Origin of the sequence: Halomonas lysinitropha (assembly GCF_902500215.1) — a bacterium.
Lineage (GTDB): Bacteria > Pseudomonadota > Gammaproteobacteria > Pseudomonadales > Halomonadaceae > Halomonas > Halomonas lysinitropha.
On record NZ_CABVOU010000031.1, the window covers coordinates 71457 to 86289 of the forward strand.

The 14833-nt window shown below is 66.2% G+C and carries 14 protein-coding genes and 1 riboswitch; of the genes, 10 read left to right on the forward strand and 4 right to left on the reverse strand.

Annotated features, from left to right (window positions below; translation table 11 throughout):
- Positions 1–65: 65 nt before the first annotated feature.
- From HALO32_RS08450 to HALO32_RS08460, 3 genes are all read right to left on the reverse strand, one after another.
- Positions 66–446 (reverse strand): hypothetical protein, encoded by a 381-nt coding sequence (locus HALO32_RS08450; protein ID WP_225809855.1) that lies wholly within the window; start codon positions 444–446, stop codon positions 66–68.
- A 9-nt stretch (positions 447–455) separates the two neighbouring features.
- Positions 456–1787, reverse strand: a complete 1332-nt coding sequence (locus HALO32_RS08455; protein ID WP_151443348.1) for a sulfite oxidase — start codon at positions 1785–1787, stop codon at positions 456–458.
- A 157-nt stretch (positions 1788–1944) separates the two neighbouring features.
- Positions 1945–3033, reverse strand: coding sequence for a PA0069 family radical SAM protein (locus HALO32_RS08460; protein WP_151443349.1), 1089 nt, complete (start codon positions 3031–3033; stop codon positions 1945–1947).
- Positions 3034–3165: 132 nt separating this feature from the next.
- Positions 3166–3385, forward strand: a riboswitch (cobalamin riboswitch).
- Positions 3386–3515: 130 nt separating this feature from the next.
- Between HALO32_RS08460 and HALO32_RS08465 the strand changes: the two genes are divergently transcribed.
- The 4 genes from HALO32_RS08465 to HALO32_RS08480 are packed head-to-tail and all read left to right on the forward strand — an operon-like array spanning position 3516 to position 8073.
- A complete protein-coding gene (locus HALO32_RS08465; protein WP_151443350.1) occupies positions 3516–5387 on the forward strand; it encodes a TonB-dependent receptor domain-containing protein in 1872 nt (623 codons plus the stop codon).
- Between the two features lie 31 nt (positions 5388–5418).
- Complete coding sequence (locus HALO32_RS08470; protein ID WP_151443414.1) at positions 5419–6294, forward strand: cobalamin-binding protein; 876 nt, start codon at positions 5419–5421, stop codon at positions 6292–6294.
- Between the two features lie 37 nt (positions 6295–6331).
- Positions 6332–7306 carry a FecCD family ABC transporter permease gene (locus HALO32_RS08475; protein WP_325063454.1) on the forward strand — a complete coding sequence of 325 codons (975 nt, stop codon included), beginning with the start codon at positions 6332–6334 and terminating at the stop codon, positions 7304–7306.
- Entirely contained in the window at positions 7306–8073 is a 768-nt protein-coding gene (locus HALO32_RS08480) for an ABC transporter ATP-binding protein (RefSeq protein ID WP_151443351.1), read from the forward strand. Before HALO32_RS08475 ends, HALO32_RS08480 begins: the two co-directional genes overlap by 1 nt.
- An 87-nt stretch (positions 8074–8160) precedes the next feature.
- Here the strand turns inward: HALO32_RS08480 and HALO32_RS08485 are convergent, their stop codons facing one another.
- Positions 8161–8919, reverse strand: a complete 759-nt coding sequence (locus tag HALO32_RS08485; RefSeq protein ID WP_151443352.1) for a glycerophosphoryl diester phosphodiesterase — start codon at positions 8917–8919, stop codon at positions 8161–8163.
- 154 nt (positions 8920–9073) lie between these two features.
- Here HALO32_RS08485 and HALO32_RS08490 point away from each other — a divergent pair, with 154 nt between their 5' ends.
- The 6 genes from HALO32_RS08490 (at position 9074) to HALO32_RS08515 (ending at position 14778) form a co-directional block, all read left to right on the forward strand.
- Positions 9074–9670: a hypothetical protein gene (locus tag HALO32_RS08490; protein WP_151443353.1), complete on the forward strand. Its 597-nt coding sequence runs from the start codon at positions 9074–9076 to the stop codon at positions 9668–9670.
- Positions 9671–9750: 80 nt separating this feature from the next.
- On the forward strand, positions 9751–10728 hold the full coding sequence (locus HALO32_RS08495) for a quinone oxidoreductase family protein (protein ID WP_151443354.1): 978 nt from the start codon (positions 9751–9753) through the stop codon (positions 10726–10728).
- 141 nt (positions 10729–10869) lie between these two features.
- Positions 10870–11850, forward strand: a complete 981-nt coding sequence (locus tag HALO32_RS08500; protein WP_151443355.1) for a metal ABC transporter solute-binding protein, Zn/Mn family — start codon at positions 10870–10872, stop codon at positions 11848–11850.
- Positions 11847–12650, forward strand: a complete 804-nt coding sequence (locus tag HALO32_RS08505) for a metal ABC transporter ATP-binding protein (RefSeq protein WP_151443356.1) — start codon at positions 11847–11849, stop codon at positions 12648–12650. Before HALO32_RS08500 ends, HALO32_RS08505 begins: the two co-directional genes overlap by 4 nt.
- Before the next feature lie 2 nt (positions 12651–12652).
- A complete protein-coding gene (locus HALO32_RS08510; protein ID WP_151443357.1) occupies positions 12653–13864 on the forward strand; it encodes a metal ABC transporter permease in 1212 nt (403 codons plus the stop codon).
- A complete protein-coding gene (locus HALO32_RS08515) occupies positions 13861–14778 on the forward strand; it encodes a metal ABC transporter permease (RefSeq protein WP_151443358.1) in 918 nt (305 codons plus the stop codon). Before HALO32_RS08510 ends, HALO32_RS08515 begins: the two co-directional genes overlap by 4 nt.
- The last annotated feature ends 55 nt before the right edge of the window (positions 14779–14833 follow it).

Below are 14833 nucleotides of genomic sequence, written 5' to 3' on the forward strand. Positions count from 1 at the left end.
GGGTCTGGTCCCCGAACGAGAACAGGCCCCTCGCGAGGGGCCTGTATTGACGGCAACGCCGGAGGTCAGCCGGAATCGGCGACCGTGGAGTAGGGATTGTCCGGCATCAGCGTGCGCGGAAGCGGCGGGCGTCGCGCGCCCTCCTTGGGGCCGTAGTGCTCGGCGAGGTAGTCGAGGATGGTCTCCTCGGTCTCGTCCTCGAACTCCCAGAGTCCCTGGGTATCCTGCATCCAGCGAATCAGGTACTGCCAGTGGTTGCGGGAGCCGCTGTTCTGGGTGACCAGCTTGGCCGAGTGGCAGGCGGTACAGTTGTTGCGCACCGTCTCCCAGCCTTCGGCCTTGACCAGGCCGGTATCCGGGTCCGTCTCCTGGGCCCCCGACAACTGGGGAAGGCACAGCAGGGCCACCCCCAGTGTCGGCATGGCGAGTGCGTGTAAAGGCTTCATGGTTACCTCCTAGGCCACCTGGACCGCGATGCGGTGACAGGCATTGTTGAGGTAACCCTTGGGGTTCCAGCCCGGGACGACCATGGGTTGAGCGCGGCCTTCCTCGTCGGTGGCCTTGGCCCAGACCTCATAGTAGCCGGGCTCCGGAAACTCCACCGTGGTGGTCCAGCGCTGCCAGGCCAGGCGGTTGGGCGGGTCCTTCAGCTCGGCCTTCTGCCAGGTGGCACCGAAGTCGATGGAGACATGCATCTCCTTCACGGCCAGATCGCCGGCCCAGGCATGGCCGCGAACCTCCATGGCCTCGCCGAGGGCATGGTCGATGCCGGACTTCGGGAAGGTGACCAGCGACTTCACCGGCATCGACTGGATGGTGACGAAGTCCTCCTTGGGCACGTTGCTGCCCGGCGCCACCGGGTGCTTGGGCACGCTGTAGGAGGGGGCGCCCATCTTGGTGCCGTCATGCTTCTGGTTGCGGATCACGATGCGCTGCAGCCACTTGCCGGACACCGACCCCGGCCAGCCACCGCACACCACGCGCAGGGGATGGCCATTGAGATAGGGAATGTCCTCGCCGTTCATTGCCCAGGCGATCAGCGATTCGTCCTCAAGGGCTTTCTCCATGGGGACGCCGCGAGAGATTGGGTCCCTGCCCGGGTCACCGCTGGCATGGGCGTCGGCACCGTAGTAACCGGTGTAGACGGCGTCGCTCTTGATCCCACAGGCGTTGAGCACGTCGCGCAGGCGCACTCCGGTGAAGGTGGGGCAGGCCACTGCACCGGTGGTCCACTGGTTGCCGCTGGCCGAAGGCACATACTCGCTGCGGCCGTTGCCGCCGCACTCCACCTGGAGCTGATAGGTGTGGTGCTCGAAGCGCTCCTTGAGCTCTGCGATCGAGAAGCTCTGGGGGTTCTCGCAGGACTCCCCGCCGATCTCCAGCTGCCAGGCGTCGACGTCGATATCCGCCATCGCCGGCGGTATGCCGTTGTTGCGCACGAACATCACCTTGCCGGGAGTGACATCGTCGTCCAGCAGGTGCGGGGGCGTTTCGGCGTTGATGGGCCTGTCGTTGAGGACGGTCAACCCCTCCTTGCCCTCCAGGGTGAAGGGTTCCTCGCTCTGGGCCAGGGCGGCGGGGATGAGCCCGCCTGGCATGCGATCGGCGAAGGGGATGGAGCCTCCCACGGCGGCGGCCATGGCGAGTAGGCTGGAGCGTTTCAGGAAGCCGCGGCGGGTGACGGGGTCGACCTCTCGACCCCATAGCTTGCGGTCGGCCGCTTCGGGATCCTCGGCATACAGCTCATGAATGCCACGTGTCCTGGTATCGGGGGGTTGTCGTGTCATGGCGGGACTCCTGGCAGGCTCTGGCGTGCGAGGGGCGGGTCGTCCTGTGCGCATGCCGGGCCGGTATTGTGGTTGTCGTGCCGGAGTGCTTCATCACTCCATGTCTTACGATATTCCAGCATAGCAGCGAATCGCGGTGTGCAAGCGTGCCTCCCTTCTACTCGAAAAGATCCCCCTGAACGCGGGGAGGTCGGAAAGCCGAGGTATCCAGTTTCTGGTTCGCCACGGCCGCCGGGTCATTGAGACCGAGGTGGCGGCAGGCCTTGCTGAAGCGCTGCTCGAGCAGTTCCACGAACACGCCCTCGCCCCGCATGCGCTTGCCAAAACGGCTGTCGTAGACCTCGCCGCCGCGGCACTGGCGGATGAGGCTCATCACCTTGCCGGCCCGTTCGGGGTAGTGCTCGACTAGCCACGCCTCGAATAGCGGGGCGACTTCCCGGGGTAGTCGCAGCAGCATCCAGCCGGCGGTGGTGGCGCCGGCATTGGCGGCGGCCTCGAGCAGGCGTTCGAGTTCGTGGTCGGTCAGCCCGGGAATCACCGGTGAAACCAGGGTTCCCACTGGAATGCCGGCCTCAGCCAAGGTGCGGATCACTCTCAGCCTCGCGGACGGCGAGGCGGCCCGCGGCTCCAGGGTGCGCTTCAGCTCGGTATCGAGGCTGGTAAGGCTGACCATCACCCGCACCAGGCGCTGCCTGGCCAGATCCCGCAGCAGGTCGAGGTCGCGCAGGATCAGTCCGCCCTTGGTCACCAGGGTCAGCGGATGGCGGCACTCGAGCAGCAGCTCCAATATGGCGCGAGTGGTGGCGTAGCGGGCCTCCAGTGGCTGGTAGGCATCGGTGTTGCCGGCGAGGTTGATGGAGCGGCACTGGTAGCCGGGTTTGCACAGCTCTTCCCTCAGGCGCTCCACCAGGCCGGTTCGGGCGATCAGCCGGGTCTCGAAGTCCAGCCCCGGGGAGAGATCCCAGTAGGCGTGGCTAGGTCGGGCGTAGCAATAGACACAACCGTGCTCACAGCCACGATAGGGATTGATCGAGCGGTCGAAGGGCAGGTCGGGTGAGCGGTTCCAGGCCAGGGCACTAAGCGTGCACTCTTCGCGTATCTCGGTGGCCAGGCTCGTCGGCGCCTCCTCCTGCCACCAGCCGTCATCGACCGGCTCGCTGGTGGTCGGGGCGAAGCGATTGTGGGGGTCAAAGGTGGCGCCACGACCCTTGCGGGCCTCCCGGTCGCGGTTCGAGTAATGGACCATCGAGGGAGCCTGTTTGCTGTATGAATGATCAGTATAAATGGGGGCCGCTGCGCTGTCAGCCCGCCGGACGATAAGCTGCGCCAGGTCAACCCGCCGCAAGGTGCGCGTTGACGCTTTATCGAGGGGTTGCTAGCGTACGCGCAACTCTACGGTGCTGGTGGAAATCTCTGCCAGTGAAACGGGAAGTCGGTGATTCCATTCCGACGCTGCCCCCGCAACGGTAATCGAGGAAAGGACGGCCATCACGTCACTGTGCTGCGGCACGGGAAGGCGGTCGTTCCGGAGGTCGGGCCTGCTTCATGCCCGCTACTCACTCGTAAGCCCGGAGACCGGCCGGAGAGTTCATGCCGGGTTGCGGTGGGCAACCAGGAGGCTGGGCTGGCGCCGCTTTTCCGTTCGTCCTACTTCCTCGACCCTTGCCGCCTCGGCACTCAACACGCCATCACGCCGTGCGGGTGAGCACGGCGAGCAAGGGACATACCATGACAACCCGAGACCATACTGCCCTGGGCCTGACCGCCCTTGGCCTTGCCGCACTGCCGTTGGCCATCCACGCCCAGCCGAGCACCGACGATCAGGCGTCCGCTACCGTCGAGCTCAATCCGATGGTCGTAACCGCCGCCCTGGCGCCTCGCACCGCCGATCAGAGCCTCTCGTCCGTGACCGTCATCGACGAGCCCGCTCTGCGCCGCCAGGATCCCTCAAGCATTACCGAGGTGCTGCGTGGCCAGGCCGGGGTAGATGTCACCACCCAGGGGAATTTCGGCAAGCAGAGTAGCGTCTTCATCCGCGGCACGGGCAGCAATGCCAATGTGCTGATGATTGACGGCATTCGACTGCGTTCGGCGACCACGGGGGCGGCGTCCTGGGAGTTCCTGAATCCGCGCATGTTCGAGCGTGCCGAACTCGTGCGAGGGCCTCGCGGCAGCCTCTTCGGTGCCGATGCAGTGGGCGGCGTGATCCAGCTGTTTACGCCGGAAGGGCAGGAGGGTGACCCCCAGCCGCGCTTTTCCGTTGGTGGCGGCTCCTTTGAGACTCAGCGCTACTCCGCCAGCCTCTCCGGCGCCGAGGGTGGCACCCGCTATCACTTCGCCGCCAGCCGTTTCGATACCGAGGGCGCACCAGTGCGCCGCGACGGCGATGACAAGGGGTACGACAACACCGCCGGCCTGGTCAGGCTCTCGCACACCCTTGTGGGGGGCAGTGAAGTCGGCATGCTGGCGCTTCGCGGCCGTGGCAGCACGGAATTCGATGCCTCTGGGCCTGCAGAGGATGACTTCGTTCAGCAGGTGGCGGCGGTGTATGCAGAAACGCCCGTGACGGATACCTGGACGAGTCGTGTCACCCTCAGCGAGGCGCGTGACGAGCGCGATTCCCTGGCACCGACCTATAGCTCCCTGTTCGAGACCCGAACCCGTACCGCCGAGTGGAAGAACACCCTGGCGATGGGGCGGCATGAAGTGGTGTTCGGCGCCGAGTACAGTGAAGATGATCTGGGTGACAGCCAGACATCCGGACTCGCCTTCGACGAGGAGAGCCGCGACAACTTGGCGGTGTTTGCCCAGGGGCTGCTGGACTTCCAGCCGTTGACGACACAGCTCAGTCTGCGCCATGACGACAATCAGGCGTTCGGAGAGGAGCTCACCGGCAGCCTGGCACTGGGCTATGAGCTGGACGAGTACCATGTTGCCCGCGCCAGTTATGGAACCGCCTTTCGTGCCCCCACCTTCAACGAGCTCTATTTTCCCTTTGTTGGCTCGAGCAATCCCGACCTGGATGCCGAATCATCCGAGACGTTCGAGCTCGGCATCCGGGGTCAGTATGACGCCTGGTTCTGGGATCTTGTCGCCTACCAGACCGAGGTGGACGAGCTGATCGCACTGGATGCCAGTTTCCGGCCGGTCAACGTCGATGAGGCAAGGATTCATGGTGCCGAGCTATCCGCTGGCGCCGAACTCCATGGCTGGACGCTGGCGGCAGCGTTCACCTATACCGACCCGAAGGACCGCGACACCGGTAACCAGCTGGCGCGCCGTGCCACCCAGAGCCTGCGTCTTGATCTCGATCGGGAGTTGGGCGACTGGTCGCTGGGTGCTTCCTGGATGGCGCAGAACCACCGCTACAACGACAGCGCCAACCAGCAGCGACTGCCTGGCTATGGCATCGTCGATCTGCGGGCCGGGTGGGACTTTGCACCGATGTGGTCGGCGAGGCTGACGGTCGACAACCTGCTGGACAAGGAGTATGCCACCGCACGCGGGTCGGATTTTGACCCTGTGACCTTTGAAGCCATCCCGTTCGACTACATCAACGCAGGCCGAGCGGCCTTTGTCAGCGTCCACTTTGGCCGGTAAGGAGCCCTCAGTGTTCCCTCGCCTGCCGGTCATGCTGGGGGTCTTGCTCGCGGTACTGTTCGGCCTTGTCGGGCGAGTCCTTGCCGATGAGGTCTGCGCCATAGACGACGGTGGCCGCGAGGTCTGCCTGGCGGCGCCGGCCCAGCGGATTGCCTCGCTCTCCCCCGGGGCTACCGAGCTGCTCTTCGCCTCTGGCGCAGGGGACAGGCTGGTGGCCGTGGTGGATCACAGCGATTTTCCGCCCGAGGCAGTCAAGCTGCCCTCGGTGGGCAGCCATGACCGCCTCGACCTGGAGCGTCTGGTCACCCTTCAGCCGGACCTGGTGATTGCCTGGGTCACCGGCAACCCTGCCGAGCAGGTAGAGCGCCTCGAACGGCTGGGCGTGCCGGTGTTCCGGATCGAGCCACGGGATTTCGAGGGCATCGCCACGGCCCTCGAACGGCTGGCGCGGCTGGCGGGCAGCGAGGCGCAGGGGCGCCAGGCCGCCGAGCGCTTTCGCCAGGGGCTCGCCGAGCTGGCGGCGCGCCATGCCGACGCGCCCCCGGTGCCGGTGTTCTATCAGGTGTGGGACTCGCCACTGATGACCGTCAACGACGAGCACCTGATCGGCAAGGTGGTCACCCTGTGTGGGGGCGTGAACGTCTTCGGTGACCTGTCGCGGCTGGTGCCGCGCATCGGCGAGGAAGCCCTGCTGGCGGCCGACCCCGAGGTGCTCCTTGCCGGGGGGCGGGGAGAGGAGAATCGCAGCTGGCTGGACTACTGGCGGCGCTATCCCGACCTGACGGCGGTGGCTCGCGACAACCTCTTCTTTGTGCCTCCTTCGCTGCTCCAGCGGCCCACGCCGCGCCTGCTGGAGGGCAGCCGGCTCCTCTGTGAAAAGCTGGAGGTGGCGCGTGGGCGGCGCTAGCTCAAGCCAAAGCCGAATCGTCAAGGCCCAAGGGCACCTGACGCCTGGTCACCTGGCGGTGACTCTGGGCGTGCTGGCCGCGCTCGCCCTGGCCGCCCTGGTGTTCGCCGTTGCTACAGGGAGTACCGAGGTATCTCTGCAGGAGAGCCTCGTCGCACTGGCGGGCGGCGGCGAGGCCCTTTCACGCACCCTGATTCTGGAACTGCGCCTGCCGCGTGCCCTGGCCGCCTTCGCTACCGGCGGCTTGCTGGCGGTCGCCGGTGCCCTAATGCAGGTACTGCTGCGCAACCCGCTGGCGGACCCCTATGTGCTGGGGCTTTCCGGCGGCGCGGCGGTGGGGGCCCTGCTGGCGATGTTGGCGGGGCTGGGCAGCGCCCTGATCTCGGGGTCGGCCTTTGCCGGTGCCTTGACGGCGACCCTGCTGGTGTTCGGCCTGGCCCATGGCACCGGCAGCTGGACGCCATCGCGACTGCTGCTCACCGGCGTGGTTGTCGCGTCCGGCTGGGGAGCGGTGATCACCCTGATCCTGTCGCTCAGTCCGGCCCGACAGCTGCCGGGCATGCTCTACTGGTTGATGGGCGACCTGGCCCATGCGCGTGCGCCGGGCGCCGCCCTGGGGCTGCTGGCTCTGGTCTGCCTGCTGGTGGTGCCGCTCGGGCGAAGCCTTAACGTGCTGGCCCGGGGCGGGCTGCAGGCAGCGGCGCTGGGCGTGGCGGTTCGACGGCTGGAGTGGCTGATCTACCTGCTGGCGAGCCTGGTGACTGCCGTGGCCGTGACGACGGCGGGAAGCATCGGCTTCGTGGGACTGGTGGTGCCGCACATGCTGCGCCTGGTGCTGGGTAACGACCAGCGGCTGATCCTTCCCGCCTGTGCCCTGGCCGGCGGCACCCTGCTGGTGCTGGCCGATACCCTGGCACGAACGATCATCGCCCCCGAGCAGCTGCCGGTGGGGGTGATCACCGCCTTGCTCGGCGTGCCGACCTTCCTCTACCTGCTGCATCGGAGCCGCTGATGAGTCGTCTGGAGGCGCAAGGGCTGGTCATCGATATTCCCGACCGCGATGGCGGGGATCCCCTGGACCTCACGGTACTCCCGGGCCAGATGTGGGGCGTGCTCGGCCCCAACGGTGCGGGCAAGACCACCCTGCTGCATACCCTGGCAGGGCTCCGCGCACCGCGATGCGGTCGCGTAGAAGTCGATGGCGTGCCGCTGTCGCGCCTGCGCCGTCGCCGGCTGGCCCAGTGCCTGGGGCTGGTCTTCCAGGAGCATCACGACGGCTTTCCTGCCACGGTGGGGGAGACCGCCCTGATCGGCCGCCATCCCTGGCTTTCGCCGTGGCAGATGGAAACCGCCGAGGACCTGGCGCTGGCGCATCGCGCCCTGGCGCGACTCGACCTGGCCGAGCTGGGCGAGCGTCTGGTGGCCACGCTCTCCGGTGGCGAACGCCAGCGGCTGGCGATCGCCACTCTGCTGGCCCAGGATCCGGGCGTCTGGCTCGCCGACGAGCCCACCAATCATCTGGACCTGCACCACCAGGTGGCGGTGATGCGGCTGCTGGCCGAGCAGGCGGCCGGCGGCCGCGCCGTGATGATGTGTCTGCATGACCTCAACCTGGCCGCTCGCTGGTGTGACCATCTGCTGCTGCTCTACCCCGATGGCGAGGCCTGCTGGGGCCCGGCGCCGAGCATGCTGCTACCCGAGGTTCTGGAACGTCTCTATGGCCAGCGCCTGGCCAGTGCCGAGGTGGAGGGTTCCAGGGTGTTCGTTGCCGTGCCCTGAGCCTGGCACGTCGGTCGTGTGGGTTATCCCCGGTCACGCTGGTGCTGCGGGTTCACCCCAGGGCCGTTGTGGTCGTCGGCGGTATGCTCAGGCGTCGGGCAGGTAGTGGGTGAACAGTGAGGGGTCGTCGCTGATCACGCCGTCCACGCCCCACTCCCAGGTCGGGTGGAACGCTACCGGATCGTTGGGGGTGTAGCAGAACAATGCGTAGCCGGCATCCTTGATGGTTCGCGCGTTGTTCTTCTTCAGCTTGCGCCAGTTGAGGTGCAGGCTGAAGGCATCGAGTCTTTCAGCCTGCCTTTGCCAGTCGGCGGGAAGCTTGTCGTAGAGCAGGCCGATACGCAGCAATTCCGCGTCGCGCTGAAGGGCCCGCGCGGCCCCCAGGGTCTGGGCATCGAAGCATGACACGATCAGCTGGTCGGCCGGCAATGCCTGCAACGCCATCGGCAGGGCGGCCTCGACCAGTGCCTGGCCGCTGCGACCCTGATTGACCTTGAGTTCCAGGTTGAGCCCCATGTCCAGCGAGCCGATCAATGCAAGCATTTCTTCCAGGGTGGCCATGCGCTCGCCGGCATAGTCCTTGTGAAACCAGCTGCCGACATCCAGGGCTCTGGCCTTGTCCAGCGTCAGCTTCACCAGCTTGCCGCGGCTGTTCGAGCAGCGCCTTACGCCGTTGTCATGCCAGATCACCGGTGTTCCATCGCCGAGCAGTTGAACATCGAGCTCGACCCAATCACAGCCGGCCCGCTTGGCCTCGCGAACGGCGGTCAGGGTGTTTTCCGGCGCTCGGGCGGATAGGCCGCGATGGGCGATCAGACGGGGCAGGGAGATGTCGGAGTGAGGCATGAACAGGCGTCCGGTCAGCGAGGTGCCGCGTACTGGCGGCGAGGCAGTGGCCTACAGGGTATCGCCCTTCGCCATGATCTGGATATGGTAGGCTGCGCGACTTTGACCCGGATGATGGGGCCCTGGTGATGGTGCCGCACAAGAGGATGCTGAGATGAGAGTCGTGCATATCAAGAATCCCCAGCAACGCGAGGCCTGCCTGGCCCGGCTATGCGCCGAGGCCTATGGCCAGGAGGCTGGGCTCAGGCCACTGGCGACCTTCGCCGGCACGCTGGGGGTGCTGGTCAAGCAGGAGGCGGCGAGAGTGCTGGCGCTGGTGGATGATCATTCACGCCCGGTGGCGCTGGCCCTGCTCGTGCTGGATGAACTCGGCAGCAGCATGACGGTAATGCTGCTGGCCGAGCTGGACCAGAATCCGGACCAGGAACATGAACAGAAAGGCGTGGCACGGCCGGCCGAACGCCTGGTCGCCGAGCTGGCGCTCAAGGCTCCCCTGCGTGTCGATGCCCGGGATGTCGAGCAGGAGGCTCGCTTCCGCGAGGCCGGTATCACCCGCTGGCTGGATGGCAAGGCCGGCGTGCGGATCGGACTGGGACCCAAGCATCCTGCCACTTCCCTGGAGGACCTGCCTCGGGCGCTGACCTTCGACGAGGCGGCAGTGATCCAGTCCTTCAAGCGCGATCGTGAGCAGTTCGATGACTACAAGGCGCGCTTCCTTCAGGGCCTGGCGTCCTTTCCCGCCACGCTCTGACGATGACGTGGCTTGACCCCGGAGGGCCACGGCGCTTGACTGGTGGGCTCATCCCCAGGCAGCACAAGGAAAATATCCCCATGGCCAAGCGTATCCAGTTCGCTCGCACCGGTGGACCCGAGGTCCTCGATATCATCGACGTCACCCCGGCCGAGCCGGGGGCCGGTGAGGTCCGTGTCAGGAACCAGGCCGTCGGTCTCAACTTCATCGACATCTACTTTCGCACCGGCCTTTATCCGGCCCCGTCGCTACCCTCCGGCCTGGGCACCGAGGGGGCTGGTGAGATCGAGGCGGTGGGCGAGGGCGTCACCCACCTCGAGGCGGGAGATCGGGTCGCCTATGCTCAGGGCCCGCTGGGCGCCTATGCCGAACAGCACGTGCTGCCGGCCGAAAAGGTGGTAGCGCTGCCCGCGTCCATCGACGTCGAGACCGCCGCCGCCAGCATGCTCAAGGGCCTCACCGTACAGTATCTGCTGCGCCAGACCTGTCCCCTGGAGGGCGGCGAGACGATCCTCTGGCATGCCGCTGCCGGGGGCGTGGGCTCCATCGCCTGCCAATGGGCCAAGTCGCTGGGCGTGAAGCTGATCGGCACCGTGAGTTCGCCGGAGAAGGCGGCCCTGGCCGAGCGTAACGGTGCCTGGGCGACCATCGACTATTCGCGCGAAGACGTCGTCGAACGGGTGCGCGAGCTGACCGGCGGCGCGATGTGCGACGTGGTCTACGACTCGGTGGGCAAGGATACCTGGGAGACCTCGCTGGACTGCCTGAAGCCGCGTTCGCTGATGGTCAGCTTCGGCAATGCCTCCGGCGCCGTGGAGGGCGTCAACATCGGCATCCTCAACCAGAAGGGATCACTGTTCGTCACCCGGCCGAGCCTGAATGGTTATGCCGACTCCCGCGAGCGGCTGGAGTGGATGGCCGGTGAGCTGTTCGAGATGCTGGAGAGCGGCAAGGTGAAGGTCGACATCTCGCATCGCTACCCCCTGGCCGAGGCGGGCAAGGCCCAGGAGGCCCTGCAGGGGCGCAAGACCACTGGCTCTACCATCCTTTTGCCGTGACAGACTCCTGTGCCGATTAGCCGGGAAGCTATGGATGGGCGTGAGGCACCGATGACACTGGATCTTGCACCAAGGCGATTCATGAACGGACTTTCAGCGCGTATTCTGGTAAGTGATTCCAATTACCCACGAGGGTCATCGATGACAGCTTCACCCCGAGGTGCTCTTGCCCTGATGCTCACGCTGGCGGGCGTATTGTCCGGCCCTGTGGTGGCCGACGAGGAGGCAGCGCCCCTGCAGCTGGTCGCCACGACCGCGATGATCGCCGATGTCCTGCGTGAGGTTGGCGGAGAGCGGGTCGAGGTACAGGGCTTGATGGGCCCCGGGGTGGACCCGCACCTCTATCGCCAGACTCGACACGACGTTACTGCCATGACTCGGGCAGATGCGGTGTTCTGGAACGGTCTCAACCTGGAAGCCCAACTGCGCAATTTCCTGTCACGTCTGGCGGAACGCAAGCCGGTCTTCGCCCTCGGCGAGGCGGTGCCGGTCGAGCAGCGTCTTGCCGACGAGGCGTACCCTGATCAGCCTGATCCACACGTGTGGATGGACCCCGGCCGCTGGCGATGGGTCGTGGAAGGTATTCGCGATGCCCTGGCCGACCTGGCTCCCGACCATGCCCGGGAGTTCGAGGCGCGCACCGAAGCCTATCTCGCCGAGCTCGAGGCGCTGGATGACTATGCTGCCGAGGTACTCGACAGCGTGCCGGCGTCGTCGCGGGTTCTGGTGACGGCGCATGACGCCTTCGGCTACTTCGGCGATGCCTATGAGTTCGAGGTGATGGGTATCCAGGGTTTCTCCACCGAGAGCGAAGCTGGGCTGGCGCGCATCGAGTCGCTGGTCGACGTGCTGGTGGACCGCCGCATCGGCGCCATCTTCATCGAGTCGTCGGTATCGGATCGTAACGTTCAGGCGCTGGTGGAGGGGGCGGCCGCCGAGGGCTGGACGGTGGAGATCGGCGGCGAGCTGTTCTCCGATGCCATGGGACCGGCCGCCACCTACGAAGGTACCTGGTTGGGAATGCTCGATCACAACGTCACCCTGATCGCCCTTGCGCTGGGAGGCGAGGCGCCCGCCAAGGGGAGACTCGGGCGACTGAGCGAGGAGGGAGGGAGCGAATGAATGATGCCCTGCACCTCTCCGGGGAGGTGGTCGCGAGCCCCCTGGCGATCCATGGCCTGACCGTCAGCTATGACCATCGGCCGGTGGTGCACTCGGTAGACTTCATCACGCCACCGGGCAGCATGACCGCCATCGTGGGACCCAACGGGGCCGGCAAGTCGACCCTGCTCAAGGCCGCTCTGGGTATCACGCGGCGCCTGACCGGTGACATCCGGGTGTTCGGCGAGCCCTATGACGGCCGCTCGCGTCGCGTGGCCTATGTTCCGCAGCGCAGCAGCGTCGATTGGGACTTTCCCGCAACCGTGATCGACGTGGTGACCATGGGGCTGTTCCGCGATCTGCGCTGGTGGCAGTTGACTCGTCGACACCATCGCGACAAGGCCATGGAGAGTCTGGGCCGTGTCGGCATGGAGGCCCTGGCCCGGCGCCAGATCGGTGAGCTTTCGGGCGGCCAGCAGCAACGCGTCTTCCTGGCTCGCGCGCTGACACAGGAGGCGGATCTGACCATCCTCGACGAGCCGTTTGCCGGGGTTGATGCGGCCACCGAGAAGGCCATCGTGGAGGTGCTCAAGACGCTGCGTCGCCAGGGCAAGACCCTGCTTTGTGTCCATCACGACCTCGCCACGGTGCGTGACTATTTCGATCACCTGTTGCTGCTCAATGTGCATCGCATCGCTGCCGGGCCGGTGTCGACGACCTTCACTGCCCAGAACCTGCAGGAGACCTATGGTGGACGGCTCGGCGACGTTCAGCTGTTGCGCCTGCTGGACGAGGCGCCCCGGGAACCCCGGGAGTGTTGAGCATGGAAGCCTGGTGGCGTGCCCTGATCTTCGATGCCGGCTACAACACCAGCCTGGTGACCCTCGGGGCGATGCTGCTCGGCTGCGGGGCCGGCATGATCGGGAGCTTCGTGCTGCTGCGCAAGCGCTCCCTGGTCAGCGATGCGATCAGTCATGCGACCCTTCCCGGTCTGGCCCTGGCCTTCATCCTGATGGCGCTGGTGTTCGGTGACGGGCGCTGGATGCCGGGTCTGCTGGTCGGCGCTGGACTGAGCGCCGCTGCCGGGCTCTGGGCGGTGCAGGCCATCAGCCACCGCACGCGGCTGGGCGAGGATGCCGCCATCGGCGCCGTGCTTTCCACCTTCTTCGGCCTTGGCGTCGTATTGCTCACCGTCATTCAGTCGTTGGCGGTATCTGGCCAGGCCGGGCTGACCGGCTACCTCGTCGGCTCTACCGCCGGCATGCTGGCGGCGGAGGCTCAGCTAATAGCGCTCTGTTCCCTGCTGCTGGCGATCGGTGTCATCGTGATGCGTCGAGACTTCCTGATGGTCTGCTTCGATCCCGTCTTCGCCGCCACCAACGGGGTCCGGGTCCAGCGCGTCGATATGCTGCTGATGCTTTTGCTGCTGGCGGTGGTGGTGATCGGTTTGCGAATCACCGGCCTGATCCTGATCGTTGCGCTGACCATCATTCCGCCGGTGACCGGTCGTTTCTGGACCGATCGGCCGCTGCGCGTGGTGGCGCTGGCGGCGCTGATCGGTGCCCTGGCCGGCTATCTCGGCGTCACCCTGTCCAGCGTTCGCGAGGGGCTGCCCACCGGCCCGCTGGTGGTGCTGGCCTCCTTCGTGCTCTTCCTGATCTCTTTCCTGCTCTCGCCGCGCCGCGGCATCCTCGCGACCCTGATCGCCCACCAGCGCTTCAAGCGGCGAGTCCACCTGCGTCAAGGGCTGCTTGCACTGGCCCGTGACGAGGCGATCTTCGACGATCTGACCATGAGGGTGCTTCGACGCCAGGGGTTTATCCGCCGCGATGGGGTCGCGACGCCGTCCGGCTGGGCCGCGGCTCGGGATGCCGAACACGAGGAGCGGCTCTGGGCACTTCACCGGCGCTATTATCCAGAGGATGCTGCCCAGCTCGATCACCGCGGCCTGTTGCCGATCGAGCGAGTGCTCTCGCCGGATACCATCATGGTGCTCGAGAATCGGCTGATGTCGAGTCGGGAGACGCACCCATGAGCGATTTCCTGATGTTCAGCCTGGTGCCGTTGATGGTCGCCGTGATCATCTGCATGTCCTGCGCCCTGCTGGGCAACTTCCTGGTGCTGCGTCGCCAGAGTCTGATCGGCGATGCGATCAGCCACGTCGCGCTGCCGGGTATCGTGGCCAGCTTTCTGCTCACCGGGACCCTGGCCTCTTCGGCAATGATGCTGGGGGCCGGCGTGTCGGCCTTGTTCACCGTGGCGATGATCGAACTGATCCGTCGCCTGGGAAGGGTGGAAAACAGCGCAGCCATGGGCGTGGTCTTCACGAGCCTGTTCGCGCTGGGCGTGTTGATGCTGGAGTGGAATGAGGTGGGCACGGTCCACCTGGACGTGGAGCACGCCCTCTACGGCAATCTGGAGAGCCTGATCTGGTTCGAGGGCACCAGTCTCGCTTCGCTGGTCGATCTGCAGGCCCTGTCCGCTCTACCGCCGCAACTGGGCCGGGTGGCCTGGATGGGAGGCCTGGTGGTGGCCTTTGTCGTGGTCTTCCGCCGCAGCCTGGTGTTGGCCAGTTTCGATGCGGACTTCGCCGCCAGCGTCGGTGGCCGCCCGACGCTGGTCGGCCTGCTGCTGGTGCTGATGGTGGCCGTGGCCGCCATTGCCGCCTTCGAGGCGGTCGGGGCGATCATCGTCATTGCCATGTTCATCTGTCCCGCTGCCGCTGCTCGCTTGATGACCAACCGTCTCGCCTTCCAGGTCGCGTTGAGCCAGCTGATCGCCGTGGTGTCCGCAGTGCTGGGCTATGTGCTGGCAGGCTATGGTCCCGGCTGGATGGGGTTCGGCGTCTCGTTGAGCGCGGCCGGCATGATCGCCACCCTGTCCGGGGGCTTGCTGTTGCTGGCCTGTCTCTTCGGCCCCTATCGCCATCGCCGGGAGCCGCTACGCTAGTCCACATGGGCCTCATCTGGCACATCCGCGACTCGCTGAAACAACCGTTACTTTG

What these genes read in the sequence shown, in the direction of transcription:
- HALO32_RS08450 (WP_225809855.1), bottom strand. Translation starts at nt 446, where the DNA reads ATGAAGCCTTTACACGCACTCGCCATGCCGACACTGGGGGTGGCCCTG.
- HALO32_RS08455 (WP_151443348.1), bottom strand. Translation starts at nt 1,787, where the DNA reads ATGACACGACAACCCCCCGATACCAGGACACGTGGCATTCATGAGCTG.
- HALO32_RS08460 (WP_151443349.1), bottom strand. Translation starts at nt 3,033, where the DNA reads ATGGTCCATTACTCGAACCGCGACCGGGAGGCCCGCAAGGGTCGTGGC.
- HALO32_RS08465 (WP_151443350.1), top strand. Translation starts at nt 3,516, where the DNA reads ATGACAACCCGAGACCATACTGCCCTGGGCCTGACCGCCCTTGGCCTT.
- HALO32_RS08470 (WP_151443414.1), top strand. Translation starts at nt 5,419, where the DNA reads ATGCTGGGGGTCTTGCTCGCGGTACTGTTCGGCCTTGTCGGGCGAGTC.
- HALO32_RS08480 (WP_151443351.1), top strand. Translation starts at nt 7,306, where the DNA reads ATGAGTCGTCTGGAGGCGCAAGGGCTGGTCATCGATATTCCCGACCGC.
- HALO32_RS08485 (WP_151443352.1), bottom strand. Translation starts at nt 8,919, where the DNA reads ATGCCTCACTCCGACATCTCCCTGCCCCGTCTGATCGCCCATCGCGGC.
- HALO32_RS08490 (WP_151443353.1), top strand. Translation starts at nt 9,074, where the DNA reads ATGAGAGTCGTGCATATCAAGAATCCCCAGCAACGCGAGGCCTGCCTG.
- HALO32_RS08495 (WP_151443354.1), top strand. Translation starts at nt 9,751, where the DNA reads ATGGCCAAGCGTATCCAGTTCGCTCGCACCGGTGGACCCGAGGTCCTC.
- HALO32_RS08500 (WP_151443355.1), top strand. Translation starts at nt 10,870, where the DNA reads ATGACAGCTTCACCCCGAGGTGCTCTTGCCCTGATGCTCACGCTGGCG.
- HALO32_RS08505 (WP_151443356.1), top strand. Translation starts at nt 11,847, where the DNA reads ATGAATGATGCCCTGCACCTCTCCGGGGAGGTGGTCGCGAGCCCCCTG.
- HALO32_RS08510 (WP_151443357.1), top strand. Translation starts at nt 12,653, where the DNA reads ATGGAAGCCTGGTGGCGTGCCCTGATCTTCGATGCCGGCTACAACACC.
- HALO32_RS08515 (WP_151443358.1), top strand. Translation starts at nt 13,861, where the DNA reads ATGAGCGATTTCCTGATGTTCAGCCTGGTGCCGTTGATGGTCGCCGTG.